Raw genomic sequence first — 16,556 nt, 5'->3', positions numbered from 1 at the left:
TGTGTTAAGCACTGAGCAGTGCTATACACCGGTCAATTTCTCGAATGTATTCATTGATTTTGCCCCTGATCTCCTTCTTAAAAGCTTCATTATCGTCGGATTGGGAATGGGCTGCATGGGCGATGGCCACCGTTTTAAGCCGGTTTTCCATCTCAGCAATAGCCTTGTACTGTAATTGAATTTCCTGTTCTTGCGAGCCTACCTGCTCTTTCAGCAACGCATTTTCAGCCTGCACCTGTTGCAACTTTTTTAACACCAGGTGCAGTTTGTTTTCAATATTTTGTATGTACTGGTCTATTTCCATTTACTTATTTCCGGATAATCGCCTGTAATTTTGATTCATAAGTCTGTACGAGCTTATCCATTACGGCATCAATCTCCTTATCTGTCAATGTTTTTTGTGGATCTAAGAATGTGAAGCTCACGGCGTAAGACTTTTTATTATTTCCTAATTTCTCACTTTCAAAAACGTCGAACAAGTTGATTTGTTGTAATAAGTTCGATTTAACTGCCTTGGTGGCGGCTTCTACATCTGAGAATTTCACTGATTTATCCAGCACCAGGGCTAAGTCCCTGCGTACTGCCGGGAATTTAGGAATCTCTTCGTAGAATTTTTCGCTCTTTTGTACCAGTTGTAATACTTCATCCCAATTTATATCGGCGTACCATACCGTAGGTTTTATGTCGAAGGCTTTTAGTTTTGCCCTGTGCACGGAACCTATTGTTGCCACGGCGCGATTTTTCACTTTCAACTCGTAGGCTTGCTGTAAATCTGCATATTGCGACTCGCTCCAGCTAAATTTTTGCATGCCGAGTTGTACCATGATATTGAGAACGTATCCTTTTAAAAAGAAGAAATCCACTGCTTCGGGCTTGTGCATCCAGTTTTCAGGGAGTTTATTCCCCGTTAGGTACAAGGCCAGGTGATTCTTCTCTTCATATTCTCCTACGGCCTTTTGCCTGTAGGTTTTCCCGAATTCGAAGAATAATAAATCTTCATTCTTCCGGTTGATGTTATATGCAATTCTTTCCAAACCTGTTTCCAACATAGAAGGACGCATAACATCCAACTCAACGGTTAAGCTATTCAACATTTTCACCGTGGTGGCTTTCACCTCCTCGCTAAAATATTGACTGTTGGTGATGGAATTCGTGAAAATCTCGTTGAAACCATTGCTGGCCAAATAATCCGCGATTTTCTCTTTCACCATCTCCGGGTTGGGCTGCGCAGCCATCGAGGGGGCAACTTGTATCATGGCCGGGATCGGAACATTATCTAATCCATCTATTCTCAATACTTCCTCCACGATGTCTGCCGGGATACTGATATCGGTCTTATGATAAGGTACGGCCAATTTAAGTTGCGCGCCATCATTCAATAATATTTCGAATCCCAATGCTTCTAATATACGAATTACTTTCGCAGGATCATAAATATGCCCGCTTAATTTATTTATATATGCAAAACTTACTTCAACTGTTGCCTTGTCAACTGGCTTAGGGTAAGCATCACTCAAGTCGGATGCCGTACTGCCGCCGGCTAATGCTGCCATTAATGCTACGGCTCTTTGCAGGGCATAAGGTACATTACTGATATCAACACCTTTTTCAAAGCGGGTCGCGGCATCAGTTCTTAATCCATGGCGCAGTGAGGTACGGCGCACACCATCAGCGGCGAACAGGGCGCTTTCCAGGAATATTTCGGCCGTGTCATCGGTCACGCCGGAGCTTAGCCCTCCGAATACCCCGGCAATACAGAGGGGAGTATCTTTTCCATCGCAGATCATTAAGTCCGCTGCATCGAGTTTCCGCTCTTTCCCATCTAGCGTAATAAAAGGTGTTCCCGCCGGTAGGTTCTTAACACGGATGGTATTGTCCTGGATTTTAGAAGCGTCAAAGGCATGTAGTGGCTGCCCGGTTTCGTGCAGGACATAATTGGTAATATCCACGATGTTGTTAATCGGGCGAACACCGATTGCCGTCAACCTTTCCGCCATCCAAGCCGGGGACGGCCCTACCTTGATCCCTGTTAGCGTGATACCGCAATAACGTGGACAAGCCGCGGTGTTTTCAACATGTACATTGATATTGAATTGCGTGCTGGCTTGAGCTACGCTTGGAATTTCCGGCTTTTTCGCCAGGTAAGTGATGCCTTCATCGTTATGGTTGCTGAGATAGGAACAAACATCCCTGGCAACGCCGATATGGCTCATGGCATCCATATGGTTGGGAGTAAGGCCGATCTCGAAAATATAATCCTGTGCGGGTTTGAATATGTCAGCCGCCGGGGTGCCGGGTACCAGGTTTGCATCGAGTACCATGATACCGTCATGGCCAGATCCGAGGCCTATTTCATCTTCGGCGCAAATCATCCCGAAGCTTTCTTCCCCGCGAATTTTAGCTTTCTTAATCGTTAGGGGCTCAGCGTTTTGGGGATAAATCGTTGTGCCCACGGTGGCTACCACTACTTTTTGACCGGCAGCAACATTGGGAGCGCCGCAAACGATGGACAGCGGTTCGGTGCCGCCAACATTTACCTTGGTCAACTTCAGTTTATCGGCATTCGGGTGGGGGGCCGTTTCTAATACTTCCCCGATCACCAAGCCTTCGAGGCTGCCCTTGATGCTTTCAAATTTTTCAAGATTTTCAACTTCCAGCCCGATGCTTGTCAAAATCACGGAAAGCTCTTCCGGTGTTGGTTTTACCGGCAAATAATCACATAACCAGTTGTACGAAATCGTCATTTGTTTTCCTTCTATTATGAACCCTTCCGGGGGGAAGGGTGTATTACATTTTTGTAAATCGATTAAATTGTTCCACCTTTGTAGGCTTCCTTCAAAACTTAGAATTGCGTAAAGTTAACAACTTCTACACAAGCTGCGTTCGGAATTTTAGTTCTAAATTGTGTAAAATCTTTTTACACAATTTTTTGTGAATAATCGGACATTTGTAGTGGATGAAGGATGGGTAATGTGGATAACATGGTTTGTGGCGGTGGATAACCGCTGTTTTGTGTGCTTAAGCCTGTGGATCACACGCTAATAAATTTTATACGCCCCGGATTTGAAAGTGATAGAAAATGCCGTTACCTTAGTTTTCCGGCCCAAAAAAATTTCAATTTCTTCAAATGCGCAGGTGTATAGGTGAGTAATTAGCATGAAAAAATGAGCCAGGAAGGCCTAAGCAGTAACCAAATCTTTTATAACTTTTTTTAAGCGCATGATATAAATGGATGTAAATCTGAAGAAAGACCGCAATGTTCGCAGGAAGCCCTCGGTGGATATTTCTACGATGGTTTACGGTAAAGTACCCCCACAATCAAAAGAACTGGAAGAGGCAGTGTTAGGCGCCGTTATGTTGGAAAAAGGCGCCTTCGATTCGGTCATCGAAATCCTGAAGCCTGAATGTTTTTACGTGGACGCTAACCAAAAGGTATTCTCGGCGATGACCCGCCTAGCGGCTAAGTCTATGCCTGTGGATATCTTAACCGTCGTGGAGGAATTGAAGCTATCGGGTGAGCTGGAAATGGTAGGTGGCCCCTTTTATGTTACCCGGCTTACGAACATGGTGGTGTCTTCGGCTAACATCGAAGCGCATGCCAGGATTGTACTCCAAAAGTTTATTCAGCGCGAACTTATCCGTATCTCCGGCGAGATCATTTCCGAAGCCTACGAAGATACGGCGGATGTGTTTGACCTGCTCGATACGGCGGAATCCAGGCTGTTCGAGATCACCAATAACCACTTAAGGAAAAATTACGATTCCATCGACCGCGTATTGGTAAATACCATCAAGCGCATCGAGGATCTGAGAAATAAAGGTGAAGACATGACCGGGGTTCCTTCCGGTTTCCCTTCCCTCGACAAGATTACTTACGGCTGGCAGCCAACCGATTTAATCATCATCGCGGCCCGTCCTTCCGTGGGTAAAACGGCATTTGCTTTGAACCTCGCGCGTAACGCGGCTTTACATCCCAAGTATTCAAAAGGCGCCGCCATCTTCTCGCTGGAGATGTCGAGCGGGCAGATCGTAATGCGTATCCTCGCGGCGGAATCCGAAATACAGTTAGAAAAAATTTCGCGTGGTAAGCTGGAAGAATACGAGATGAAGAAGTTGATGACCCACGGTATCGAACGGCTCGCCAAAGCGCCCATTTTTGTGGATGATACCCCGGCATTGAACATCTTCGAGCTAAGGGCCAAGTGTAGAAGGCTGGTGCACAATCACGGCGTAGGTATTATCATTATCGACTACTTGCAACTGATGAGCGGCTCCGGCGATGGTAAAAACTCGAACCGCGAACAGGAGATCAGCAAGATATCCCGCGATTTGAAAGGCTTGGCGAAGGAGTTACAAGTGCCCGTAATTGCATTATCGCAGTTGAGCCGGGATGTGGAGAAACGGAAAGACGGAAACAAGATGCCGCAGTTGAGTGACTTGAGGGAATCCGGTGCGATCGAACAAGATGCGGATATGGTAATGTTCTTATACCGTCCAGAATACTACGAGATCACGACCAATGAAATGGGAGAATCCAACAAGGGTGAAACGCACGTCAGGATCGCGAAACACAGGAACGGGCAGTTGGACACGGTGAAGCTCCGCGCGGTATTGGAATACCAACGTTTCGAAGATGATGGTTACGTGGATGGCCCCGGCCCGGGCAGCAGCCCATTTGCAGGGATGAGTAAAGGTAGCGGTGGCTTCGATAATAATGATGAAGCGAAACTTTATATCCAAAAGGGATCTAAAATGAACGATATGGACTTCACGGATGAAGGGTTTGGAGATGCTCCCTTCTAATTCGGTCAACGATATTTATACGAGCCGGCATCTCCACGATGCCGGCTTTTTTATTTGAAAACTGGTACGCAGCTCCCCTAATTGTTTGATTATTTAGTTTATGAAAAGGATTTATTTCAAGTACAGGGATTATTACAAGGATAATTTTGCCCTGGCTTACCCGGTGGTGATTTCCCAGTTGGGACATACGCTGGTGGGATTGTCGGATAGTATCATTATCGGTCACACGGGTAAAGTGCCGCTGGCGGCCGTATCACTGGGTAACAGTATTTTTACCACCTTCATGGTGGCAGGCATCGGTATGTCTTACGGTCTAACGCCGCTCATTGCACAGGAAAGCGGGAAAGGCAATAAAAAACGTTGCGGCCGGTTATTGAGCCATAGTTTATTGATCAACTTGTTGGTGGCTCTCGCCATGTTTTCTATCATCTTCACCGGTAGTAGTCACCTGGATCTGTTGAAGCAAGAAGCGGATGTTTCCGTGCAAGCCAAACCATTTTTGCGCTTATTGGCATTCTCCATCATCCCCTTGATGGTATTCTTAACCTTTAAACAATTCGCGGAAGGCTTGGGATTTACCCGGCAGGCGATGAATATTTCCATTATCGGGAATATCCTGAATATATTATTGGGGATAACCTTGGTATACGGCTTGTTCGGTATTCCCAAAATGGGGGTGCTGGGCGTTGGTATTTCTACCTTCGTTGATCGGCTGGTTATGGGAGTAACGATGGCTTGGTACGTGCTGAAAGCGCCCCGCTTCAAGGCTTATCTCCATTCATTCCGCTTCGGTAATTTTAAAACGGAATTACTGAAAAAGATCACCGGGATCGGTACTCCGGTAGCCATGCAATATATTTTCGAGGTAAGCGCCTTTAGCGGTGCTGCCATTATGGTGGGTTGGATCGGTGCAACAGAATTGGCGGCACACCAGATCGCGTTGAGCTTGGCTGCTATGACCTATATGATGGCTAGCGGCATATCGGCAGCGGCGGGCATACGTAGTGGAAACAACTTCGGTAAGCAAAATTTCAGCGCGCTCCGTTTATCCGCGATTGCCAGCTATCACCTCGTAATTGTATTGATGAGTTTCTGCGCCTTGATATTCCTGGTCGGTAACCAGGTATTGCCGGGCTTTTATATCCAGGATGATTCTGTGATCAAGGTGGCCAGCGGCTTGCTGATTATCGCCGCTTTATTCCAATTGTTTGATGGAACCCAGGTGGTAGGGCTAGGAGTTTTGAGAGGACTGGGGGATGTGAAAATCCCTACATGGATCACCTTCCTGGCTTACTGGGTGATTGGTATCCCGGTAGGTTACCTGTTGTGCTTCCATTGGAACTGGGGTGTTAACGGGGTATGGTGGGGATTAACATTCGGTTTAATGACCGCTTCCATATTGTTGTTTTTCCGTTTCCATTACAGGACGAAGCAATTGGAAGCCAATAGCTAAAATTGACCTGGAAAGTGGCATCGAAGATTCGTTGGATGTTAATGAACTGATAATCTAGCCTGATTTTGATGCCATTTTTCATAATTCATTACATTTGTTACTGATGGAAGTACCTACTTTTTATGCTAAAGGCTTGGAAGCAAATCCAACCGAATATACGATGGACGAAGCTACTTCGAAATACTGTATCCAGGTATTGCGAAAAAGCAATGGCGACACCGTGAAATTAACAGATGGGAAAGGCAATCTCTATGATGCTACTATTGTTGATGACCACCGCAAACGTTGCTCCGTGAAGATCAATTCCGTGGAACATACAGAGCCCCCGGCAAGGCAATTTACGGTAGCTATTTCATTTACCAAGAACATGTCGCGCATAGAGTGGTTCTTGGAAAAAGCCGTGGAGATAGGGATTCAAAGGGTCATTCCATTAGTGACTCAGAGAACGGAAAAGGAAAAATTCAAACAAGAACGGTTGGAGAATATCTTGGTTTCCGCGATGCTGCAATCCAAGCAATCTTATTTATTGGAACTATGGGACCCGATAGAGTTCAAGGACCTGTTAATGTATGAACAGGATTGGGCAAAATTCATCGCGCATTGTATCCCATCATCCAAAACCTATTTCCTGGATGCGATGGATGCTGCTAAAGACACGATTATCTTAATTGGGCCTGAAGGTGATTTTACGGCTGAGGAAATAACCGCTGCCCTAGAACGCGGGTTTACCGCTGTTTCCCTCGGTGATACCCGTTTGCGTACAGAGACGGCGGGCGTCGTTGCTGCAACCTTGATGGCTGCCAAGCAGTATATGTAATTTGTTATTAAGCAATCATAAAAAAATCCCGGTAATATTTATATACCGGGATTTTTTATGTTATGTTCTTTATAGTATTTCTTCTTTCTTGAGGTGGGGTTCTCTCAATTGTACCGGCGGCGCAGATTTTTTGCGGATGCGCATATTCAATAATTCTACAACGAAGGAGAATGCCATCGCAAAATATACATAATTCTTCAAGTGCATGTCGTGCGCGCTCTCGGCGCTCCATCCCTCGATAATCAATACTACGCCCACCATCACGAGAAAAGATAAAGCCAACATTTTCAAGGTTGGGTGCTTATTGATGAAATTGCTGATCTGCGCTGCAAATAAGAACATCACGAACATTGCGACGATGACCGCGAAGATCATGATTTCCGTGTGTTTGGCTAATCCCACCGCTGTTATGATACTATCGAAAGAGAAAACGAGGTCGATCATGATGATTTGTCCCATCACTTTTGCCATCGAGGTGGCGCTCTTTGATTTTTTGCCACCGCTTACATGGGTATCTTCTTCCCCTTCCAGCTTATGGTGAATTTCGATCGTTGTTTTCACAAGCAAAAATAGACCACCTCCCAACATGATTAGATCGCGGATGCTTAATCCGTTGCCGAATACGGTTATTACCGGTTCTGTTGCCCTGGCGATATACCCGATGAAAAGCAATAAGGTAATGCGTACCAAGATCCCTGCCACCATCCATATTTTTCTTGCGAGTGGCCGCTTATGTTCCGGTAAGCGGTTCATTACGATGGAAACAAAAATAACGTTATCAATGCCCAGAACCACTTCCATTACAACTAACGTTAACAAGCTCACTAATGAATCGAAAGTAAAAAGATGACTAAAGTCCATTTGGATGAATTCTTATTGAATTAAATAATATCGATAAACTTAATCATTTATCTTCTTAAGCCTGCACAAATTTTCTTTACAATGGTAGGTCCCTCATATATAAACCCGGTATATACTTGCACCAGCACCGCGCCTGCATCCAGTTTTTCTTGTGCATCGGCCGCAGTAAAAATACCGCCTACGGCTATGATCGGAATTTGATGGTTTGATTTCTCAGCGATATAACGGATCACTTCGGTCGACCTGCTTTTTACCGGCAATCCGCTTAGGCCGCCTGCGCCAATTTCTTCCAATTGTGCTACCGGTGTTTTAAGTCCTTCGCGGCTGATGGTTGTATTTGTCGCAACGATACCGGCCAGCTTGGTATCCTGGACGATCTCGATAATATCATCCAGTTGCTCCGCCGTTAGATCAGGGGCGATCTTAAGCAGGATGGGTTTTGGCTTAATTTTTTGATTATTAATCGTTTGTAAATGATGGAGCAGTTGTTTTAAAGGTTCTTTCTCCTGCAAGGCTCTTAAACCGGGCGTATTGGGCGAACTCACGTTCACCACGAAATAGTCAACGACATCAAAAAGCGACTGGAACCCTTTTTCGTAGTCATTGATCGCTTCCCCGTTTGGCGTGACTTTATTTTTCCCGATGTTACCGCCCACGATGATATTGGACTGCTTTTTCAGTAATCTCTTGGCAGCGGCGGGAGCGCCCTCATTATTAAAGCCCATACGGTTAATGAGCGCCTGGTCTTCCGGCAGCCTGAACAAGCGGGGCTGATCATTGCCCGGCTGAGCCTTCGGCGTAACCGTGCCGATTTCTACGAAACCGAAGCCCAGTTGGGATAATTCGTCTATATATTTGGCATCTTTATCGAAGCCGGCGGCTAAACCTACGGGATTTTTAAATTTTAACCCCCATAATTCGCGTTCCAAGCCCTTGTTATCCGGCTTACAAAAGGCGCTGATGATAGATTTGCCCAAGGGCATATTGTATATCATCTTTAATCCACGCATGACGCCGTGGTGAATGCTTTCCGGTTGAAAGCTAAACAGTATTTTTTTAATAATCGAGTACATGAGTGCTGCAAAGATATAGTAACAAAAGGAATCTTTTACCGTGTTTCAGCGGCTGTTTTTGATTGATTTTTACTATTTCTTTGTGTTGATAATTACTAGAACAATTAAAATATTCATAATATCTTGCGGATCAGGAAACCTATTTTGGCAATTCAAATCTGATCGGGCTGACCTAAAAAAAGGAGTATCCATTGTTTTGTTTATATATCGGCATATAGAATATTGATATAGATGTAATGTAAAATCCTTGTTATATATGCCGGTATAAGGTATTTTTATTTTTTTTAAACGGAATGCTTATGTCCCCTAATCTTAACGGACCAGGTGATGTACCTGCCATGAAACTATGTTAATTTATGAGGTTCCCAGCTATTAGATGCTGTTTTATAATATTACTGATTTGGCTCCCTATGCAGGCGATGGCTTGGAATTGGCGTACCAAGATAAGTTTACATGTGAAGAATAAAACGCTTTCAGAAGTTTGCCGCTTATTGGAGCAGCGTTATGATATTCACTTTTCCTATAGCCGCGATATTCTCCAGATGGAACAGGTGGTCTCAATCGATGTAGATCATGTTCCATTGAAAAAAGTAGTAGAAAGGATATTTGAATCTAAAGGAATTACCTGTAAAAAAGTAGGGGATCAGATCGTTTTATCTGCCTACCGTAGTACGCATAGGACCATCAATGGTTACGTGCAGGATTCGCGCACGGGGGAGAAGCTCATCGGTGCAACGGTGGCCGTACCCAGGTTTAAATCGGGTACCGTTACAAATGAATACGGCTTCTATTCAATCACTTTACCGAAAGATACCTGTAGCCTGTTGATATCTTTTATCGGCTACGAACAGCAACAGCTAAAACTCCAGGAGACAGATAAAAATAAACAACTCACTTTTCAATTGAATCCTTCCAATACGTTGAAAGAAGTAGAAGTGACGGACGATGGGATCCCGTTACAGGAGCAAACCCAGATGAGCAAGGTCGGCATCGCCTTGAAAGAAGTGAAAGCGATGCCCAAATTGTTAGGTGAAAGTGATGTAATCCGCACGATTCAAAGCTTACCGGGCATTTCGGCGGGTGGTGATGGCGCCAGCAGTTTACATGTTCGCGGGGGTAGCCCCGATCAAAACCTGGTTTTGATGGATGGAACGCCCGTTTATAACTCTACCCATATTTTCGGAATCTTCTCCGTGTTTAACCCGGCATTAATTAAGAACGTGGATTTGTATAAAGGCGCTTTCCCGGCGCGTTATGGCGGCAGGCTTTCATCCGTGGTTGATATTGCTATGAAAGATGGCGATATGAAAAAATATCACGGGGAAGTATCTATCGGTTTCCTGGCTGCTAAATTCATGGTAGAAGGACCGATCTTTAAGAATAAAACTTCTTTTGTTATCACGGGGCGGCGAACGTATGCCGACTTGATAGCAGGCCCCGTATTTGCTGATCAACTGGATCTGGGTGAAGGAGGTAGATTGTTTGCCTATTTTTACGATGCGAATATCAAGATTAATCACATCTTTTCTCCCAAGGATCGGATGTACCTCAGTGCTTACGGTGGACAGGATAATTTCAGGATGCGCAAAAGACCATTGCTGGAAAATCCGAAGGATTATGACGAACAATTGGACTTTCAACTGGGCTGGGGCAACCAGGTTTATTCTTTGCGATGGAACCATATCTTTAATCCCAAGTTATTCTCCAATGTCAGTACTGGGTATTCACAATATTTCTTTTTAACGGATTACAGTTATTTGTTTAACACCAAGGATAGCTCCGAGGTAGATGACTGGTATGGAAAATATTTCTCTAAAATTCATGACGGTACTTTTAAAGTAGATTTCGATTACAGGCCAAGTCCCAGGCATTCCGCCCGTTTCGGTTTGCATGCAATCACGCATATTTTTGAGCCGGGAATTACACAGTTCAGGAATAAATCAAGAACGGAAACCCCTACGCTTGATACAACTTATAACAAGGAATATACCACCAGCTTGGAACTCATGCTATATGGCGAAGATGATTGGAAGTTGACAGATTCTTTGTATGTCAATGTAGGCTTACATGCCTCCACCTTTATGGTCTTTCCGAAAACATACGTTTCCCTTCAACCGAGGATCGGCATGCGTTACGTGTTGCCCAGAAATTGGGCCATGAAATTATCGTACACCCACATGGCGCAGTATATTCACCTGCTTACAAATAGTACGAACTATTTGCCGACGGATTTATGGGTGCCTTCAACCGATAAAGTGAGGCCGATGACCAGCAAGCAAGCGGCATTCGGCCTAGGTAAAACAAGTAATAACAAAGCTTGGGAAATGTCGGCGGAAGTTTATTACAAATCGATGCGCAATGTTATCGAGTATGTAGATAACTACGATAACTTCCAATCGGCCACCAAGCAATGGGATGAAAAAGTAATCATGGGCGATGGTTGGAGCTATGGAACGGAACTCCTCATTCAAAAAAAGAAAGGAAGTTTTACCGGTTGGATTGGTTATACCTGGGCGCATAGTCAAAGACGTTTCCCGAATGTCAACAACGGGGAAGCTTTTCCTTATAAATATGATCGCCGCCACGACTTGGAAGTTACCTTGATGAAGAAGTTTAAAAAGCATTGGGAGATAGCCGCTAGTTGGGAATATACATCCGGTTTGCCATTAACCTTGCCAACTTCAAGCTATGAAAGTATCGACAACGGTTCCCCGTTCGATCCGCCGCCATTAGAAACTGGAAAGCCGGTAGACTATGTCAATCAACGGTATAATCTCCGCATGAAAGAAATGCATCGCTTGGATCTTAGCTTTACATATTCTTGGCAGAGAAGGAGGGTGAAAAATGCATTTAACCTGAGCTTGTATAACGCGTATAATAGGAGGAATCCTTACTTCTATTACTATTCATATAATAAGGATTCAGGGAAACGGGAGCTGACAGAATTTAGCATTCTGCCGGTGCTTCCCAGTTTAACATATACCTTAAGTTTTTAGAAAAATATCGATATGAAACAAGTATCTGTATTACAGGAAATATTTTTATTGATATGTATATCTCTTTCATGCATCGCGTGTGAAAGAACGGTGGAGATAGATGTGCCCTATGATGGGGATAAGCTAGTGATCAATAGTTTTATACAGCCGGACAGTATTGTTTACATCCGTGTTACAAGTTCCGCTAAGGGCGGCGCCCAGGACTTTATCGAGCCGCAAGGTGTGCAGGTCAATTTGATGGCAGGCGACTACCCGATGGTTTTGCATTACCGGCTTATTTCTGGGAAAGGATATTATGTTTCGACGGAAAAAGCACAACGAGAGGAAGCTTATTTGGTTACTGCCAGTGCAACCGGCTTTGATCCGGTTGATGCTTATGATACGATACCCTTTCCGCCACAGATATTATCTTTTACGGCAAATAAAGGTAGTATCCGTGCAGCTTTTGCCATGAAGGACGATCCTGCCAATAAGGACTTTTACCGTTTCAGGATTTATAAAGCCGATACCCTTAACGGTAAAGTAGTGCCTTACGAACGATTAAAGTTCCGCTTTGACCCTTCTTATAGCAACGTGTTTACCGATATCATGATCGATAGCTATTACGAAAGCGCATTGATTAAAGATGACCGCTTCAATGGTAAAGAAATTAGCGCTGTCATACAATTCGAGAACCCCATTGTTGATACGGGTTACCTGGTATTGGAAATTACATCGCTCAGCGATGCCGCTTTCCAGTATTTAAAAACGCTGGATATTCAAAACCTCAATAATGGAAATGTATTGACGGAGCCATCAAAGGTGTATTCTAATGTTAATAACGGTTACGGGATTGTTGGTGGCGTGAATGCCAGTTTCAGCAGCGTGGAATTATAAGTTTTTTTGTGATGGCAAATGCTTATATTTAATAAGCTAAAATTTGCGTTATGAAGTCCATTCAACAATGGCTTTCCGAATATGGAGAAAGCCACCAAAATGTGACCAACAAAACAATCCATTGGATCTGTGTTCCTGCAATTTTTTTTAGTATTGTTGGCCTGCTCTTTTCTATTAAGCTGGGTGTTATGCTCACCCCGGCATTTGAATTAAATGTTGCTATAATCGTGTTGTTGTTAGTCGTATTGTATTATGTCCGTTTGTCCCCGTCTTTAGCCGTTGGAATGCTACTATTTTCCTTGGCCTGCCTGGCTATCGCGCAACAAATTGAATCATCCGGTGCAAAACTATGGTTAGTTTGCACGATCGTTTTTGTATTAGCTTGGATCGGGCAATTTTTCGGTCACAAGGTAGAAGGTAAGAAGCCTTCATTTTTAAAAGACATACAATTTTTGATGATAGGCCCCGCTTGGTTAATGAGTTTTATTTACAAAAAATTAGGTATCGGTTATTAGTTTTAGCGGGTATAAACCTGAAACGTTAAAGCTATGTAAAGTTGAACGTTAACCTGTTATTTTATCTTATATTTGGTTATATAGAACGGAATTAGATTTTTTCATTATAAATTTTTGACCATGCAGGATGCATATATTGTAGCGGGCTACCGCACTGCTGTAGGAAAGGCGAAAAGAGGCGGCTTCAGGTTTTATAGGCCGGATGATTTAGCGGTCGACGTGATTAACGGTTTAATGAAATCAGTGCCCCAATTAGATGCCAAGCAAGTGGATGATGTGATCGTCGGGAACGCGGTACCTGAAGCAGAACAAGGTTTGCAAATAGGCCGTATGATCTCCGTGAGAGCATTAGGTATAGAGGTGCCTGGCATGGTAGTTAACCGTTATTGTGCTTCGGGCTTGGAAACAATCGCGATAGCTACCGCGAAAATTCAAACCGGTCAAGCTGATTGTATCATCGCCGGTGGAACGGAAAGTATGAGTCTCGTTCCTGTTGCCGGTTGGAAAACGGTTCCAAATTACACCGTTTCAAGCACCACGCCTGATTATTATCTCAGTATGGGTCATACCGCGGAAGCCGTTGCCAAAGAATTTAACGTGAGCCGTGAAGAGCAGGATGCTTTCTCTTTACGATCCCACCATAGAGCCATCAATGCTATCGAAAATGGCTATTTCAAAAATGGCATCTTACCGATCGAGGTAGAAGAAGTGTATGTTAATGAAAAAGGGAAAAGAGCTACTAAGTCATATACCGTAGATACCGATGAAGGCCCGCGTGCCGATACTTCGATGGAAGCATTAGCCAAGTTGAAACCGGTATTCGCAGCAGGCGGAAGTGTTACGGCTGGTAATTCATCCCAAACTTCCGACGGCGCGGCTTTCGTTATCGTGATGAGCGAAAAATTGATGAACAAATTGGGGCTTAAACCAATCGGAAGACTGGTTTCCTGCGTTTCTGCCGGCGTGCATCCTAGAATTATGGGCATCGGGCCGGTAGCGGCAGTTCCAAAAGCATTGGATCGCGCGGGATTGAGCCTTTCCGATATAGATTTGGTAGAACTCAACGAAGCCTTTGCTTCCCAATCGGTGGCAGTAATCAGAGAACTGGGTCTTGATGAAGAAAAGGTAAATATCAATGGTGGGGCAATCGCATTGGGTCATCCGCTGGGATGTACCGGGGCGAAGCTTAGCATACAGATTTTGAATGACTTACAAAGGTTAAACAAAAAATATGGAATCGTTACGGCCTGTGTCGGTGGAGGGCAAGGTATTGCCGGCGTGATTGAACGATTGTAATTTAAAATCATAGTAACAACCAATATTGTATAGTGTTTTACGGTGTAAACCAGTTCGGCTGTTTGCACCGTATTTTTTTGATTTCCTACCAAATATTAGGATTTGGATGAATGGAAGGAAACTTTTTACTATTTTGCTTTCGGAAAACCGATTTAAAACCTGTGTAATCCTATATATTGTCAACCGTATCGCATGGATCGTAGAGCTTTTTTAAATTTAGCTACCCCGCCGTCCCGTAAACCATTTACCAAGGTACAATATGGTAGAACTAGGACTGGTATGGCTCCCTATACTGGGGAATGGACTACTGCTCAAGTTGTTCACCTATTAAAGAGGGCCACTTTCGGCGCAGCTCCCTCCGATGTTAATTATTTCACGGGATTGAGCATGGATGCTGCCGTTGAGGCTTTATTAACAACGGGTACGGCACCTAATCCCCCGGTAAATAATTATAATGTAGACGGCTATACCGACCCTACGGGAATACCCCAGGGCGCTACCTGGGTAACTGCCGCCCCCGGTGATGAAGAATTACAGCAATTCCGCATTCAATCTTTAAAATATTGGTGGATCGGCCAAATGATTCACCAGGAAAGGAACATCCGCGAAAAGATGGTGTTGTTCTGGCACAATCATTTTGCCACGGAAACCGATATGGTAAGGGAAGCCCGTTACTTATATGCCAATAATGCCTTGCTAAGATCTTACGCCCTAGGTAATTTCAAAGCGCTTACGAAAGCGGTAACTTTGGATCCTGCCATGCTGGTGTATCTCAACGGCTACCTCAACGAAAAGTCCGCGCCGGATGAGAACTATGCAAGGGAATTGCATGAACTCTTCACGGTTGGGAAAGGGCCGGATTCGCATTATACTGAAGGTGATGTTCGCGCAACGGCAAGGGTTTTGACAGGCTACCGCATCAATAGCGAAACGATCACTTCCTATTTCGATGCTACCTTGCATGATATTGAAAACAAAACATTCTCCGTGTTTTATGGCAACAAGGTGATTTCCGGGAAAACAGCCCAGGCCGGCGCTACGGAACTAGATGATTTATTAAATATCATTTTCGCTCAACCGGAGGCCGCGAAGTTCATTTGCCGCAAGCTGTACCGCTTTTTCGTGTATTACGATATAGATGCGCAAGTTGAAGAAGAAGTAATTACCCCCTTATCAGAAATATTGATAAGTAACAATTTCGAGATACGCCCGGTGTTGGCAACGTTATTCAAGAGTGAACATTTTTATGACCCCTTGAACATGTCCTGCTTGATTAAAAGCCCGTTGGATTTCGCCGTGGGTGCCTGCCGCGAATACGGTGTCGTTTTTCCTGCGGAAACGAATTACCAGGATGCTTACCCGGCATGGCGTGTCATTCACCACGTGGCTGCCAACTTGCAGCAGGATGTTGGTGATCCGCCGCTAGTATCGGGCTGGGAAGCTTATTTCCAAGAACCGCAATTCCACGAGTTGTGGATCAATACAGATACGTTGCCGAAGCGGAATATGTTCACTGACCTGGCTATTTCTTCAGGCTACAATTATATGGGATCAAACATCATTATCGACCCGATTCATTTTGCGGAATCGCTGCCGGATCCCGGCGACCCTGTAAAGCTGGTTTCAGATTCGCTGCATATCTTATACCGGATGGATGTTTCCGATAATACGAAGCAATTCTTGAAAGAGATGATTTTACTTTCGGGTACGGAATCGGATTATTACTGGACCGGAGCTTGGAATAATTACGAAAGCAACCCCGGGAATATGGCTTATAAAAGTGTTGTCACCACGAGGTTGCAAGCCTTGTATAAATACATCATGAACCTATCAGAGTATCAACTGGCATAAACTGCCTGAAAAACC

Annotated in this window: 12 protein-coding genes; 8 read left to right on the top strand and 4 right to left on the bottom strand. The window is 44.3% G+C overall.

Annotated features, from left to right (window positions below; all coding sequences use genetic code 11):
- Positions 1–4: 4 nt before the first annotated feature.
- Positions 5–304, bottom strand: a complete 300-nt coding sequence (locus COR50_RS01700; protein WP_098192369.1) for a hypothetical protein — start codon at positions 302–304, stop codon at positions 5–7.
- 4 nt (positions 305–308) lie between these two features.
- Positions 309–2,744, bottom strand: coding sequence for a phenylalanine--tRNA ligase subunit beta (pheT, locus tag COR50_RS01695; protein WP_098192368.1), 2,436 nt, complete (start codon positions 2,742–2,744; stop codon positions 309–311).
- A gap of 484 nt (positions 2,745–3,228) precedes the next feature.
- Between pheT and dnaB the strand changes: the two genes are divergently transcribed.
- The 3 genes from dnaB to COR50_RS01680 all read left to right on the top strand — a co-directional run bounded on the left by dnaB (position 3,229) and on the right by COR50_RS01680 (position 7,073).
- A complete protein-coding gene (gene dnaB, locus COR50_RS01690) occupies positions 3,229–4,803 on the top strand; it encodes a replicative DNA helicase (protein WP_098192367.1) in 1,575 nt (524 codons plus the stop codon).
- A 100-nt stretch (positions 4,804–4,903) separates the two neighbouring features.
- Positions 4,904–6,256 (top strand): MATE family efflux transporter, encoded by a 1,353-nt coding sequence (locus tag COR50_RS01685; RefSeq protein ID WP_098192366.1) that lies wholly within the window; start codon positions 4,904–4,906, stop codon positions 6,254–6,256.
- Positions 6,257–6,359: 103 nt separating this feature from the next.
- A complete protein-coding gene (locus COR50_RS01680) occupies positions 6,360–7,073 on the top strand; it encodes an RsmE family RNA methyltransferase (RefSeq protein ID WP_098192365.1) in 714 nt (237 codons plus the stop codon).
- Between the two features lie 69 nt (positions 7,074–7,142).
- Here the strand turns inward: COR50_RS01680 and COR50_RS01675 are convergent, their stop codons facing one another.
- Both COR50_RS01675 and COR50_RS01670 read right to left on the bottom strand, forming a co-directional pair.
- Complete coding sequence (locus tag COR50_RS01675) at positions 7,143–7,934, bottom strand: TerC family protein (protein WP_098192364.1); 792 nt, start codon at positions 7,932–7,934, stop codon at positions 7,143–7,145.
- Between the two features lie 47 nt (positions 7,935–7,981).
- A complete protein-coding gene (locus COR50_RS01670; protein ID WP_098192363.1) occupies positions 7,982–9,007 on the bottom strand; it encodes a quinone-dependent dihydroorotate dehydrogenase in 1,026 nt (341 codons plus the stop codon).
- Between the two features lie 410 nt (positions 9,008–9,417).
- Between COR50_RS01670 and COR50_RS01665 the strand changes: the two genes are divergently transcribed.
- The 5 genes from COR50_RS01665 (at position 9,418) to COR50_RS01645 (ending at position 16,541) form a co-directional block, all read left to right on the top strand.
- Entirely contained in the window at positions 9,418–12,003 is a 2,586-nt protein-coding gene (locus COR50_RS01665) for a TonB-dependent receptor (protein ID WP_198405756.1), read from the top strand.
- A gap of 12 nt (positions 12,004–12,015) precedes the next feature.
- Positions 12,016–12,879, top strand: a complete 864-nt coding sequence (locus COR50_RS01660) for a DUF4249 domain-containing protein (protein WP_098192361.1) — start codon at positions 12,016–12,018, stop codon at positions 12,877–12,879.
- 50 nt (positions 12,880–12,929) lie between these two features.
- Entirely contained in the window at positions 12,930–13,394 is a 465-nt protein-coding gene (locus COR50_RS01655) for an Mpo1 family 2-hydroxy fatty acid dioxygenase (protein ID WP_098192360.1), read from the top strand.
- A 120-nt stretch (positions 13,395–13,514) separates the two neighbouring features.
- Positions 13,515–14,690, top strand: a complete 1,176-nt coding sequence (locus COR50_RS01650; RefSeq protein WP_098192359.1) for a thiolase family protein — start codon at positions 13,515–13,517, stop codon at positions 14,688–14,690.
- Positions 14,691–14,882: 192 nt separating this feature from the next.
- A complete protein-coding gene (locus COR50_RS01645) occupies positions 14,883–16,541 on the top strand; it encodes a DUF1800 domain-containing protein (protein WP_098192358.1) in 1,659 nt (552 codons plus the stop codon).
- Positions 16,542–16,556 lie beyond the last annotated feature (15 nt).

It is taken from the genome of Chitinophaga caeni (genome assembly GCF_002557795.1).
In the GTDB taxonomy this organism is placed as follows: domain Bacteria; phylum Bacteroidota; class Bacteroidia; order Chitinophagales; family Chitinophagaceae; genus Chitinophaga; species Chitinophaga caeni.
Note: the sequence above shows the minus strand (reverse complement) of the source record. Positions and strands in the feature narration are given on the sequence as shown.

Bases quoted from the DNA above. Each gene is read 5' to 3' on its own strand.
- COR50_RS01685 (WP_098192366.1), top strand. From the start codon at position 4,904: ATGAAAAGGATTTATTTCAAGTACAGGGATTATTACAAGGATAATTTT.
- COR50_RS01670 (WP_098192363.1), bottom strand. From the start codon at position 9,007: ATGTACTCGATTATTAAAAAAATACTGTTTAGCTTTCAACCGGAAAGC.
- COR50_RS01700 (WP_098192369.1), bottom strand. From the start codon at position 304: ATGGAAATAGACCAGTACATACAAAATATTGAAAACAAACTGCACCTG.
- COR50_RS01675 (WP_098192364.1), bottom strand. From the start codon at position 7,934: ATGGACTTTAGTCATCTTTTTACTTTCGATTCATTAGTGAGCTTGTTA.
- COR50_RS01680 (WP_098192365.1), top strand. From the start codon at position 6,360: ATGGAAGTACCTACTTTTTATGCTAAAGGCTTGGAAGCAAATCCAACC.
- COR50_RS01665 (WP_198405756.1), top strand. From the start codon at position 9,418: ATGCAGGCGATGGCTTGGAATTGGCGTACCAAGATAAGTTTACATGTG.
- dnaB (WP_098192367.1), top strand. From the start codon at position 3,229: ATGGATGTAAATCTGAAGAAAGACCGCAATGTTCGCAGGAAGCCCTCG.
- COR50_RS01660 (WP_098192361.1), top strand. From the start codon at position 12,016: ATGAAACAAGTATCTGTATTACAGGAAATATTTTTATTGATATGTATA.
- pheT (WP_098192368.1), bottom strand. From the start codon at position 2,744: ATGACGATTTCGTACAACTGGTTATGTGATTATTTGCCGGTAAAACCA.
- COR50_RS01650 (WP_098192359.1), top strand. From the start codon at position 13,515: ATGCAGGATGCATATATTGTAGCGGGCTACCGCACTGCTGTAGGAAAG.
- COR50_RS01645 (WP_098192358.1), top strand. From the start codon at position 14,883: ATGGATCGTAGAGCTTTTTTAAATTTAGCTACCCCGCCGTCCCGTAAA.
- COR50_RS01655 (WP_098192360.1), top strand. From the start codon at position 12,930: ATGAAGTCCATTCAACAATGGCTTTCCGAATATGGAGAAAGCCACCAA.